This window comes from Mesorhizobium sp. M7A.F.Ca.MR.362.00.0.0 (assembly GCF_004023175.1).
Lineage (GTDB): Bacteria > Pseudomonadota > Alphaproteobacteria > Rhizobiales > Rhizobiaceae > Mesorhizobium.
Genome location: NZ_RZTF01000121.1, coordinates 1 through 11,627 on the forward strand (window position 1 = coordinate 1; position 11,627 = coordinate 11,627).

Annotated in this window: 12 protein-coding genes; all 12 read left to right on the plus strand. The window is 62.9% G+C overall.

Translation table 11 applies throughout. The features are described 5' to 3' along the window. Positions 1 to 879 (plus strand): NAD(P)H-dependent oxidoreductase subunit E (locus EOC06_RS16625; RefSeq protein WP_128308288.1); only part of this gene is annotated, 879 nt, incomplete at its 5' end. A 10-nt stretch (positions 880 to 889) separates the two neighbouring features. Next, positions 890 to 2,194 carry an NADH-quinone oxidoreductase subunit NuoF gene (gene nuoF, locus EOC06_RS16630; protein WP_127268495.1) on the plus strand — a complete coding sequence of 435 codons (1,305 nt, stop codon included), beginning with the start codon at positions 890 to 892 and terminating at the stop codon, positions 2,192 to 2,194. A 70-nt stretch (positions 2,195 to 2,264) separates the two neighbouring features. After that, entirely contained in the window at positions 2,265 to 2,951 is a 687-nt protein-coding gene (locus EOC06_RS16635; RefSeq protein WP_128308289.1) for an NADH-ubiquinone dehydrogenase, read from the plus strand. A gap of 73 nt (positions 2,952 to 3,024) precedes the next feature. After that, a complete protein-coding gene (gene nuoG, locus EOC06_RS16640) occupies positions 3,025 to 5,106 on the plus strand; it encodes an NADH-quinone oxidoreductase subunit NuoG (protein ID WP_128308290.1) in 2,082 nt (693 codons plus the stop codon). Between the two features lie 2 nt (positions 5,107 to 5,108). Next, positions 5,109 to 6,152: an NADH-quinone oxidoreductase subunit NuoH gene (nuoH, locus tag EOC06_RS16645; RefSeq protein WP_128308291.1), complete on the plus strand. Its 1,044-nt coding sequence runs from the start codon at positions 5,109 to 5,111 to the stop codon at positions 6,150 to 6,152. Then, positions 6,149 to 6,403, plus strand: coding sequence for a hypothetical protein (locus EOC06_RS16650; protein WP_127810074.1), 255 nt, complete (start codon positions 6,149 to 6,151; stop codon positions 6,401 to 6,403). The genes nuoH and EOC06_RS16650 overlap by 4 nt, the downstream gene beginning before the upstream one ends. Continuing rightward, positions 6,400 to 6,891, plus strand: a complete 492-nt coding sequence (gene nuoI, locus EOC06_RS16655; RefSeq protein WP_023812382.1) for an NADH-quinone oxidoreductase subunit NuoI — start codon at positions 6,400 to 6,402, stop codon at positions 6,889 to 6,891. The genes EOC06_RS16650 and nuoI overlap by 4 nt, the downstream gene beginning before the upstream one ends. Before the next feature lie 239 nt (positions 6,892 to 7,130). Further along, positions 7,131 to 7,712, plus strand: a complete 582-nt coding sequence (locus tag EOC06_RS16660; RefSeq protein ID WP_128308292.1) for an NADH-quinone oxidoreductase subunit J — start codon at positions 7,131 to 7,133, stop codon at positions 7,710 to 7,712. Position 7,713: 1 nt separating this feature from the next. Next, a complete protein-coding gene (gene nuoK / locus EOC06_RS16665; protein ID WP_010910101.1) occupies positions 7,714 to 8,022 on the plus strand; it encodes an NADH-quinone oxidoreductase subunit NuoK in 309 nt (102 codons plus the stop codon). 10 nt (positions 8,023 to 8,032) lie between these two features. After that, positions 8,033 to 10,006: an NADH-quinone oxidoreductase subunit L gene (nuoL, locus tag EOC06_RS16670; RefSeq protein ID WP_128308293.1), complete on the plus strand. Its 1,974-nt coding sequence runs from the start codon at positions 8,033 to 8,035 to the stop codon at positions 10,004 to 10,006. Beyond that, positions 10,006 to 11,511, plus strand: a complete 1,506-nt coding sequence (locus EOC06_RS16675) for an NADH-quinone oxidoreductase subunit M (RefSeq protein WP_127320599.1) — start codon at positions 10,006 to 10,008, stop codon at positions 11,509 to 11,511. Before nuoL ends, EOC06_RS16675 begins: the two co-directional genes overlap by 1 nt. An 18-nt stretch (positions 11,512 to 11,529) precedes the next feature. Beyond that, on the plus strand, positions 11,530 to 11,627 hold a 98-nt coding region (locus tag EOC06_RS42660; RefSeq protein WP_245469665.1), incomplete at its 3' end, for a hypothetical protein.

Sequence of the window (11,627 nt, forward strand, 5' to 3'; positions counted from 1 at the left end):
TGGGAAGAGGTCGAATGCCTTGGCGCCTGCGTCAACGCGCCGATGGTCATGATCTTCAAGGACACATTCGAGGATCTGACGCCGGAACGCCTGGCTGAAATCATCGATCTCTATGACGCCGGCAAGGGTGCTTCGGTGGAACCGGGGCCGCAGAACGGCCGCACCGGCTCCGAGCCGGCCTCCGGCCTCACCACGCTGAAGAGCGAAAAGGCGATCCTCAAGTCGACCCGCGAAAGGGAGGCCAGGGAGGCCGCCAAGGCCGCCAGGGCGGCGCCCGACGCGATCATCGCGGCGCCTGTGCCGGGGCCGGCCGCGGCCCCTGTCGCACCGTCCAACACCAGCAAGCCGAAGACCGACGCCCCTGAAACCAGCCCGGCATTGAAGACGCCTTCAAAAACCAAGGTCGCGCCGGCGGTTGAAAAGGCGGCGAGCGTTGCCGCGCCGCTGCATTCGGCCGCCAACGCCAACAAGGCGGACTCCAAGGTCGAGCAGGTTTCCAAGCAGCGCAGCGGTCCGATCACCAAGGCCGAGCCGGCATCCGCCTTCAAGGCGCCGGAGGTCAAGGTGCCGGCGGCCAAGCCGGCCAAACCGTCGCTCGGGGACAAAAACCGTCCGGCCGGAATCGATAAACCGGCACAGGTCGACGACCTCAAGCTGATCTCCGGCGTCGGCCCCAAGATCGAGGGCATCCTGCATACGCTGGGCATTTTCACCTTCGCGCAGGTCGCGTCGTGGAAGAAGGCCGAACGCGAGTGGGTGGATGGCTATCTCTCTTTCCAGGGCCGCATCGATCGCGACGACTGGGTCAAGCAGGCCAAGGCGCTCGCCAAGGGTGGCGTCGCCGAATACATCCGCGTCTTCGGCAAGAAGCCGGTCTGAGGGACGAAAAATGCTTCAGGACAAAGACCGCATCTTCACCAATATCTACGGCCTGTTCGACAAGTCGCTGGCCGGCGCGATGGCGCGCGGCGCCTGGGACAACACGCCCGGCATCGTTGCCAAGGGGCGCGAATGGATCGTCAACGAGATGAAGGCGTCGGGCCTGCGCGGCCGCGGCGGCGCCGGCTTCCCGACCGGTCTCAAATGGTCGTTCATGCCCAAGCAGAGCGATGGCCGGCCGAGCTATCTCGTCATCAACGCCGACGAATCCGAGCCCGGCACCTGCAAGGACCGCGACATTCTGCGCAACGACCCGCACACGCTGGTCGAGGGCGCGCTGCTTGCCGGCTTCGCCATGGGCGCGATTGCCGCCTACATCTATGTGCGCGGCGAGTTCATCCGCGAGCGCGAGGCGCTGCAGCGCGCGATCGAGGAGGCCTATGAGGCCAAGCTGATCGGCAAGAACAACACCTCCGGCTATGATTTCGACATCTACATGCACCACGGCGCCGGCGCCTATATCTGCGGCGAGGAGACTGCACTCCTCGAAAGCCTCGAAGGCAAGAAGGGCCAGCCGCGGCTGAAGCCGCCATTCCCGGCCAATGTCGGCCTCTATGGCTGCCCGACCACGGTCAACAATGTCGAATCGATCGCGGTTGCGCCGACCATCCTGCGCCGAGGAGCGGCCTGGTTCTCGTCCTTCGGCCGGCCCAACAATGTCGGCACCAAGCTGTTTTGCATCTCCGGCCACGTCAACAATCCGTGCACGGTCGAAGAGGCGATGTCGATCCCGTTCCGCGAGCTCATCGAGACGCATTGCGGCGGCATTCGCGGTGGCTGGGACAATCTTTTGGCGGTCATACCGGGCGGCGCCTCGGTGCCGCTGGTGCCGGCGGAGCAGATCATCGACACGCCGATGGATTTCGACGCGCTGCGCGACCTCAAATCCGGCCTTGGAACCGCGGCTGTCATCGTCATGGACAAGTCGACCGATGTCGTGAAGGCGATCGCGCGGCTTTCCTACTTCTACAAGCACGAGAGCTGCGGCCAGTGCACGCCATGCCGCGAAGGCACCGGCTGGATGTGGCGGGTGATGGAACGGCTGGTGCGCGGCGAGGCGCAGAAGCGCGAGATCGATATGCTGCTCGACGTCACCAAGCAGATCGAGGGCCATACGATCTGCGCGCTTGGCGACGCGGCGGCATGGCCGATCCAGGGACTGATGCGGCATTTCCGCGGCGAAGTGGAGCGGCGCATCGACGAGTTTTCGCGCAATGCGCACCGGGCCGAGCCTGTGATGGTGGCGGCGGAATAGAAGAATGTTTACGCGGGCGGAAGTCCGCAGCGAAGGGCGGGGCGAACGAAGAAACGACCAGGAGAACTCTATGGCGCCGTATTCGAACCCGCTGATGCCCAATTTGGACCAGATCGAGAAGATGAACCAGGACTTGACCAGGATGATGCCGAAGGAGATGGCCAGCGCCGTCAACCTTTTCGTGCATCCTGTGGCGGGTGCGGCGGCGATGTCGGCGCTTGGCCTCGGGCTCGCCAATCATGCTTTCGGCGTCTGGCTGGGCGCGCTTTCAGGCGCAGCAGAAGCCTCGCAGCGGCTGCTGCAGCCGATCGTCGATGATTTCGAGGCGCGCGTCGCGCAGTTCGAAGATCCAAGTCCTTCCTCCACCAAGGCACGGGCGACGGCGAAAACCATGATCGCCGAGGCGCAGTCCTTCGCCCGGGAGGTCACCGATATTGCCGCCAAGGAAGCCGCCACTGCCGTGCCGGCCGCAAACGCCGCTCCGGCGACAAGCGGCGCCGGCGATGCGCTGATGCCCGATGATTTCAGGCAGCCCAACGCCATGGAGAAGCCGGCCATTCCGGCAGATCTCAAGGCTATCTCGGGCATCGGGCCGAAGCTGGAAAAGGTTCTCAACGGCCTCGGTATCTGGACCTATGCCCAGATCGCGGCATGGACGCCGCAAGAGGTTGCCTGGGTCGAGGATTATCTGTCGCTCGGCGGCCGTATCGGCCGCGACGATTGGACAGCCCAAGCGGCGGCGCTCGCCGTCAAGTGAATGAAATGCCTGACGTGGTCTCGACCGCGTCCGGACAAAGAGATTGCGGGAACTCCGCAGGGGTTTGAGGCGAATGGCAAAGCTCAAGGTCGACGGGAAAGAGATCACTGTACCCGACCACTACACGCTGCTGCAGGCGGCGGAAGACGCTGGCGCGGAAGTGCCGCGCTTCTGCTTCCATGAGCGGCTCTCGATCGCCGGCAATTGCCGCATGTGCCTGATCGAGGTGAAGGGCGGGCCGCCCAAGCCGCAGGCCTCCTGCGCCATGAACGTGCGCGACCTGCGTCCCGGGCCGAATGGCGAGGCGCCGGAAATCTTCACCAACACGCCGATGGTCAAGAAGGCCAGGGAAGGCGTGATGGAGTTCCTGCTGATCAACCATCCGCTGGATTGCCCGATCTGCGACCAGGGCGGCGAATGCGACCTGCAGGACCAGGCGATGGCGTTCGGCGTCGATTCCTCGCGCTATCACGAGAACAAGCGCGCGGTCGAAGACAAATACATCGGGCCGCTGGTGAAGACGGTGATGAACCGCTGCATCCACTGCACGCGCTGCGTCCGCTTCACCACCGAAGTCGCCGGCATTTCCGAGCTCGGCCTGATCGGCCGCGGCGAGGATGCAGAGATCACCACCTATCTCGAACAGGCGATGACCTCGGAGCTGCAGGGCAATGTCATCGACCTGTGCCCGGTCGGCGCGTTGACCTCGAAGCCATTCGCCTTCCAGGCGCGGCCGTGGGAGCTGACCAAGACCGAGTCCATCGATGTGATGGATGCGGTCGGCTCGGCGATCCGTGTCGATAGCCGGGGCCGTGAAGTAATGCGCATCCTGCCGCGCGTCAACGAGGCGGTGAACGAGGAGTGGATCTCCGACAAGACCCGATTTATCTGGGACGGCCTGCGCACGCAGCGTCTCGACCGCCCCTATGTGCGCAAGGACGGCAGGCTGGTTGCCGCCAGCTGGGCCGAGGCCTTCGCCGCGATCAAGGACGCGGTATCGAAGACGGCGCCCGAAAAGATCGGCGCTATCGCGGGCGATCTCGCCGCCGTCGAGGAAACCTATGCGCTCAAGCTGCTGATGGCTTCGCTCGGCTCGAAGAATACCGATTGCCGCCAGGACGGCGCCGCACTCGACCCGGCGCTCGGCCGGGCGAGCTATATCTTCAACCCGACCATCGAAGGAATCGAGCAGGCCGATGCGGTGCTGATCATCGGCGCCAATCCGCGCTATGAAGCCTCGGTGCTCAACGCCCGTATCCGCAAGCGCTGGCGGATCGGCAATCTGCCGGTCGGCGTCATCGGCGATGTTGGCGATACCCGCTACGACTACGAACAGCTGGGCGCCGGACCGGATTCGCTGAAGGATTTGGCCGACGGCAACGGCAAGTTCTTCCAGACGCTGAAGAAGGCGACACGCCCTCTGATCATCGTTGGCCAGGGCGCGCTGGCGCGTGCCGATGGCGCGGCCGTGCTCGGACAGGCGGCCAAGCTCGCCGCCGCCGTAAACGCTGCCCGCGCTGACTGGAACGGCTTTGCCGTGCTGCACAACGCGGCCGGACGTGTCGGCGGCCTCGACCTCGGCTTCGTGCCGGGCGAGGGCGGCAGAAACGTCGCCGGCATGCTGGGCGAAATGGAGCTCCTGTTCCTGCTCGGCGCCGACGAGATCGACATGGCCAAGACCGGCGGCGCTTTCGTCGTCTATATCGGCACGCATGGCGACCAGGGCGCGCACCGCGCCAATGTCATCCTGCCGGCGGCCGCCTACACGGAAAAGTCGGCCACCTATGTCAACACCGAAGGCCGCGTGCAGCAGACCAACCGCGCCGGCTTCGCGCCAGGCGAGGCGCGCGAGGACTGGGCGATCCTGCGGGCGCTGTCAGATGTGCTGGGCAAGAAACTGCCGTTTGATTCGCTGCCGCAGCTGCGCGCCAAGCTCTATGGCGAATACCCGCATCTGGCCCGTATCGATCAGGTCGCGGCCGGCAATGCCGAGGACATCGCCGGGGTGGCGAAGCTCGGCGGGCGGCTGAACAAGGGCACCTTCACCTCGCCGGTGACGGATTTCTACCTGACCAACCCGATCGCGCGGGCATCGGCCGTGATGGCGGAATGCTCGGCACTGGCCAAGAGCGGCTTCAAGCAGGCGGCGGAATAAGCATGGACACTTTCTTCTCCTTCTACGTGCTGCCGGCGCTGATCATTCTGCTGAAATCGGTCGTGCTGATCGTTATCCTGCTGATTTTCGTTGCCTACATCCTCTACGCCGACCGCAAGATCTGGGCGGCGGTGCAACTGCGCCGTGGCCCGAACGTCGTCGGCCCCTGGGGCACGCTGCAAGCTTTCGCCGATCTGCTGAAATTCGTCTTCAAGGAGCCGGTCATCCCGTCCGGCGCCAACAAGGGCGTGTTCCTGCTGGCGCCGCTGGTCTCGGCCGTGCTGGCGATCTCGGCCTGGGCGGTCATTCCGGTCAATCAGGGCTGGGCGATCGCCAACGTCAATGTCGGCATCCTCTATGTCTTCGCCATCTCCTCGCTTGAGGTCTATGGCGTGATCATGGGCGGCTGGGCCTCCAACTCGAAATATCCGTTCCTCGGCGCGCTGCGTTCGGCCGCTCAGATGGTGTCCTACGAGGTCTCGATCGGCTTCGTCATCGTCACCGTTCTGCTCACCGCCGGCTCGCTCAACCTCACCGATATCGTTTTGTCGCAGCATGATGGAATTGGTACGCGGCTTGGCCTGCCCAACACCTTCCTCGACTGGAACTGGCTGGCGCTGTTCCCGATGTTCATCATCTTCTTCATCTCGGCGCTGGCCGAGACGAACCGGCCGCCCTTCGATCTGGTGGAAGCCGAATCGGAACTGGTCGCCGGCCACATGGTCGAATATTCGTCGACGCCGTTCCTTTTGTTCTTCCTCGGCGAGTATGTCGCCATCGTGCTGATGTGCGCGCTGGCCACCATCCTGTTCCTCGGCGGCTGGCTGCCTCCGTTCGACTTCGCGCCGTTCACCTGGGTGCCGGGCGTCATCTGGTTCGTGCTGAAAGTCTGCTTCGTGTTCTTCGGCATCTCCATGGTGAAGGCCTTCGTGCCGCGCTACCGCTACGACCAATTGATGCGGCTTGGCTGGAAAGTGTTCCTGCCGATCTCGCTGTTCATGGTGGTCGCCACCGCCGCCTTCCTCAAGATCACGGGATGGGCATGAGCACAGTTTTCCTTGGCCTGATCGGTGTGATTTGTGGATTGGCGGTTGCGACATTCGGCTACGTCGCTGTTTTGCCATTCGTGCTTAAAAGCCAGGAGAGGCTGCCGGCCGGATATGTGATGCCGATCTTGGGTTGGAATAAGAGCAAGATTGGTGAGATGACCACATTTGCATATCGCTATTTCATGCCGGTTTTTTGGTCCATCTTGGGGGCGATACTGGCAGTAACGACGTTTGGAGCACAACAATGAGCGCTCTTTCCCAAGCCGCCAAATCGCTGCTGCTGCAGGATTTCGTCAGCGCCTTCTTCCTGTCGATGCGCCAGTTCTTCGCGCCGAAGGAGACGATCAACTATCCGCACGAGAAGGGGCCGACCAGTCCGCGCTTCCGCGGCGAGCATGCGCTGCGCCGCTATCCCAATGGCGAAGAACGCTGCATCGCCTGCAAATTGTGCGAGGCAATCTGCCCGGCGCAGGCCATCACCATCGAGGCCGGCCCGCGCCGCAATGACGGCACGCGCCGCACGGTTCGCTACGACATCGACATGGTGAAGTGCATCTATTGCGGCTTCTGCCAGGAAGCCTGCCCGGTCGACGCCATCGTCGAGGGGCCGAATTTCGAATTCGCGACGGAGACGCGTGAGGAACTCTACTACGACAAGGACAAGCTGTTGGCGAATGGCGACCGGTGGGAGCGCGAACTGGCGCGCAACATCTCGCTGGACTCGCCCTACCGCTGATATTTGACGCATGGGCGGGGCAGGGGCCTCGTCCAGAGGATGATCCCGAAAAGTTGCGGACTTTTCGGACCAGATCATGCTCCGGAATACAGAGTGGCCCATGTTTCTTTCGATCGGGCCTTTCAACCCGATCGGAACATGGGCTAGGACAACGCGGCTTTGGAACCGGAGGCGGAACCAGGCCAGAGACAACAAACAGGACGAGCGTCCTGTTCGTACAGGAACCCTGGGGATCCCCAATGTTGAGTGGACTAGAGGCGGCCTTTTTCTACCTCTTCGCCTTTGTCGCGGTGGCGTCCGCGTTCATGGTCATTTCGTCGCGCAACCCCGTGCATTCGGTGCTGTTCCTGATCCTGACCTTTTTCAACGCCGCCGGCCTGTTCATGCTGACCGGGGCCGAGTTCCTGGCGATGATCCTGCTCGTCGTCATGATGCTCGACGTCGATTTCGCCGAGATGAAGGAAGGCGCTCTGCAATATGCGCCGATCGGCGCGCTGGTCGGGCTGATCCTGGCGGCGGAGCTGATCGTCGTTCTCGGCGGCTACACTTTCGCGCCGCAGCTCGCTTCGACGGTCTCCAAGCCCATTCCGGATCTCGCCACGCGGACCAACACCGCCGCGCTCGGCGACATCCTCTATACCGACTACCTCTACTACTTCCAGATTTCGGGCCTCGTGCTGCTGGTCGCCATGATCGGCGCCATCGTGCTGACCCTGCGCCATAAGCCAGGCGTCAAGCGGCAGTCGATCGCGGCCCAGGTCGGCCGCACGCCGGCGACCGGCATGGAAATCCGCAAGGTCAAGACAGGCGAGGGACTCTGAGATGGTTGTCGGCATCGCGCATTATCTGACCGTATCGGCTGTTCTGTTCACGCTCGGCGTGTTCGGCATCTTCCTGAACCGCAAGAACGTCATCGTCATCCTGATGTCGGTCGAGCTGATCCTGCTGGCGGTCAACATCAATTTCGTCGCCTTTTCGGCAGCACTCGGCGATCTGGTCGGCCAGGTGTTCGCGCTGTTCGTGCTGACGGTCGCGGCGGCTGAGGCCGCCATCGGGCTTGCCATTCTCGTCGTCTTCTTCCGCAACCGCGGCTCGATCGCGGTCGAAGACGTGAACATGATGAAGGGTTGACGGAACCACCATGTATCAGGCCATCGTCTTCCTTCCCCTCCTCGGCTTCCTGATCGTCGGCCTGTTCGGCACGTCGCTCGGCGCCAAGGCGTCCGAATACATCACCTCCGGTTTCCTGGTGATCGCGGCGGTGCTGTCGTGGGTCGCTTTCTTCACCGTCGGTTTCGGCCATGGCGAGGTGTTCACCGTGCCGGTGATGCGCTGGATCCAGTCAGGCGGGCTGGAAGCGGCCTGGGCGCTCAGGATCGACACGCTGACGGTGGTGATGCTGGTGGTGGTCAACACCGTGTCGGCGCTGGTTCACATCTATTCGATCGGCTACATGCACCACGATCCGAACCGGCCGCGCTTCTTCGCCTATCTGTCGCTGTTCACCTTCGCCATGCTGATGCTGGTGACATCAGACAATCTGGTGCAGATGTTCTTCGGCTGGGAAGGGGTGGGCCTCGCCTCCTATCTGCTGATCGGCTTCTGGTACAAGAAGCCGTCGGCCAATGCCGCGGCAATCAAGGCCTTCGTCGTCAACCGCGTCGGCGATTTCGGCTTCGCGCTCGGCATTTTCGGCCTGTTCGTGCTGTTCGGCTCGGTCAATCTCGGCACCATCTTTGCCAATGCGGCAACGTTCATTCCGGCCGAAGGCGCCCCGCACGGCGCCGCGGTGCTGACCTTCCTCGGCTATGCGCTGGACAAGCAGGCGGCCATGACGATCGTCTGCCTGCTCCTGTTCATGGGCGCCATGGGCAAGTCGGCGCAAGTGCCGCTGCACACCTGGCTGCCGGATGCCATGGAAGGCCCGACACCGGTTTCCGCGCTGATCCATGCCGCCACCATGGTGACGGCCGGCGTGTTCATGCTGGCACGGCTGTCTCCGCTGTTCGAACTGTCGCATTCGGCGCTGACTGTGGTGACCTTCATCGGTGCCTTCACGGCCTTCTTCGCGGCCACCGTCGGTCTCGTCCAGAACGACATCAAGCGCGTCATCGCCTACTCGACCTGCTCGCAGCTCGGCTACATGTTCGTGGCACTCGGCGTCGGCGCCTATGGCGCGGCGATCTTCCACCTGTTCACGCATGCCTTCTTCAAGGCGCTGCTGTTCCTCGGCTCGGGCTCGGTCATCCATGCCGTGTCCGACGAGCAGGACATGCGCAAGATGGGCGGCCTCAGGAAACTGATCCCGACCACCTACTGGATGATGGTGATCGGCACGCTGGCGCTGACCGGCGTCGGCATTCCGGTGACGGTCATCGGCACCGCCGGCTTCTTCTCCAAGGACGCCATCATCGAGAGCGCCTTTGCCGGCCACAATTCGGTTGCCGGCATGGCCTTCGTGCTTTTGGTCATCGCCGCCTGCTTCACCTCCTTCTACTCTTGGCGGCTGATCTTCATGACCTTCCACGGCAAGCCGCGGGCGAGCCATGAGGTGATGCACCATGTCCATGAATCGCCGCCGGTGATGCTGGTGCCGCTGTTCATCCTGGCTGCCGGCGCGCTGTTTGCCGGCGTCATCTTCCACAACGCCTTCATCGGCGAGGGCTATGCCGAGTTCTGGAAGGCATCGCTGTTCACGCTGCCGGACAACCACATCCTGCACGACATCCACGAATTGCCGCTGTGGGTCGAACTGTCGCCCTTCATCGCCATGCTGATCGGCTTTGCGCTGGCCTGGAAATTCTACATCCGCTCGCCGGAAATGCCGGTCAACCTCGCCGCGCAGCATCGCGGGCTGTACGCCTTCCTGCTCAACAAGTGGTATTTCGACGAGCTCTACGACTTCCTGTTCGTGCGTCCGGCCAAGCGCCTCGGCCATTTCCTGTGGAAGACCGGCGACGGCACCATCATCGACGGCCTTGGCCCGGATGGCATTTCGGCGCGCGTCGTCGATGTCACCGACCGCATCGTCAAGCTGCAGACCGGCTATCTCTACCACTACGCCTTCGCCATGCTGATCGGCGTTGCCGCACTCGTCACCTGGATGATGCTCTGATGACCGCCTGGCCAATCCTCTCGCTGGTCACCTTCCTGCCGCTGGTTGGTGTGCTGCTTATCCTGTTCATCAATGACGACAGCGAAAATGCACGCCGCAACATCCGCGCCATCGCGCTGTTGACGACGATTTTCACGTTCATCATCTCGCTGTTCATCTGGACCGGATTCGACAATTCGCAGTCCGGCTTCCAGTTCGTCGAGAAGGTCGCCTGGCTCGACTCCGGCATTTCCTACCATATGGGCGTCGACGGCATCTCGATGCTGTTCGTCATCCTGACCACCTTCTTGATGCCGCTCTGCATCCTGGCCTCGTGGGAATCGATCGAGAAGCGCGTGAAGGCCTACATGATCGCCTTCCTGCTACTCGAAACGCTGATGATCGGCGTGTTCTGCGCGCTGGACATCGTGCTGTTCTACGTCTTCTTCGAAGCCGGCCTGATCCCGATGTTCATCATCATCGGCGTCTGGGGCGGCAAGCGGCGCGTCTACGCCTCGTTCAAGTTCTTCCTCTACACGCTAGCCGGCTCGGTGCTGATGCTGCTCGCCATCATGGCGATGTTCTTCCAGTCCGGCACAACCGACATCCCGACGCTGCTGACCCACAACTTCCCGGCCAACATGCAGACATGGCTATGGCTTGCCTTCTTCGCCTCCTTCGCGGTGAAGATGCCAATGTGGCCGGTGCACACCTGGCTGCCCGACGCGCACGTCGAGGCGCCGACGGCGGGCTCCGTCATCCTGGCCGGCATCCTGTTGAAGATGGGCGGGTACGGCTTCCTGCGCTTCTCCTTGCCGATGTTCCCGCTGGCGTCGGAAATGTTCGCGCCGCTGGTCTTCGCGCTGTCCGTCGTCGCCATCATCTACACCTCCCTGGTGGCGCTGATGCAGGAAGACATGAAGAAGCTGATCGCCTATTCGTCGGTTGCTCACATGGGCTTCGTCACCATGGGCATCTTCGCCATGAACCAGGAAGGCGTGCAGGGCGCTATCTTCCAGATGCTCAGCCACGGCCTCGTCTCCGGCGCGCTGTTCCTGTGCGTCGGCGTCATCTACGATCGCATGCACACACGTGAGATCGCGGCCTATGGCGGCCTGGTCAACAACATGCCGAAATACGCCACGGTGTTCCTGATCTTCACCATGGCCAATGTCGGCCTGCCCGGTACCAGCGGCTTCGTCGGCGAGTTCCTGACCATGCTCGGCGTGTTCCGGGTCAACACCTGGGTGGCGTTCTTCGCCGCCACCGGCGTCATCCTGTCGGCCGCCTACGCGCTCTGGCTCTACCGCCGGGTGATCTTCGGTGCGCTGACCAAGGACAGCCTGAAGGGCCTGCTCGACCTGTCGCTGCGCGAGAAGGTGATCATCTACCCGCTGGTCGTTCTAGTCATCTTCTTCGGCGTCTATCCCGCCCCGGTCTTCGACGCGACGGCCGAATCGGTCAAGTCGCTCGTCACCAATGTCACTGCATCCATCGGCGCCGCGCAGACCGCGGCGGCGAACTGACCAGAGGTTTTGCGAACCATGACGCCGGACCTTCTCTCCAGCCTGTCGCTCTCGACGCCAGAGCTGATCCTTGCCGTCGGCGCGCTGGCGCTGCTGATGGTCGGAGCCTATTCTGT

Coding starts and splice junctions, on each gene's coding strand:
- nuoG (WP_128308290.1), top strand. CDS start 3,025: ATGGCAAAGCTCAAGGTCGACGGGAAAGAGATCACTGTACCCGACCAC.
- EOC06_RS16675 (WP_127320599.1), top strand. CDS start 10,006: ATGACCGCCTGGCCAATCCTCTCGCTGGTCACCTTCCTGCCGCTGGTT.
- EOC06_RS16650 (WP_127810074.1), top strand. CDS start 6,149: ATGAGCACAGTTTTCCTTGGCCTGATCGGTGTGATTTGTGGATTGGCG.
- nuoL (WP_128308293.1), top strand. CDS start 8,033: ATGTATCAGGCCATCGTCTTCCTTCCCCTCCTCGGCTTCCTGATCGTC.
- nuoH (WP_128308291.1), top strand. CDS start 5,109: ATGGACACTTTCTTCTCCTTCTACGTGCTGCCGGCGCTGATCATTCTG.
- nuoK (WP_010910101.1), top strand. CDS start 7,714: ATGGTTGTCGGCATCGCGCATTATCTGACCGTATCGGCTGTTCTGTTC.
- EOC06_RS16660 (WP_128308292.1), top strand. CDS start 7,131: ATGTTGAGTGGACTAGAGGCGGCCTTTTTCTACCTCTTCGCCTTTGTC.
- EOC06_RS16635 (WP_128308289.1), top strand. CDS start 2,265: ATGGCGCCGTATTCGAACCCGCTGATGCCCAATTTGGACCAGATCGAG.
- nuoF (WP_127268495.1), top strand. CDS start 890: ATGCTTCAGGACAAAGACCGCATCTTCACCAATATCTACGGCCTGTTC.
- nuoI (WP_023812382.1), top strand. CDS start 6,400: ATGAGCGCTCTTTCCCAAGCCGCCAAATCGCTGCTGCTGCAGGATTTC.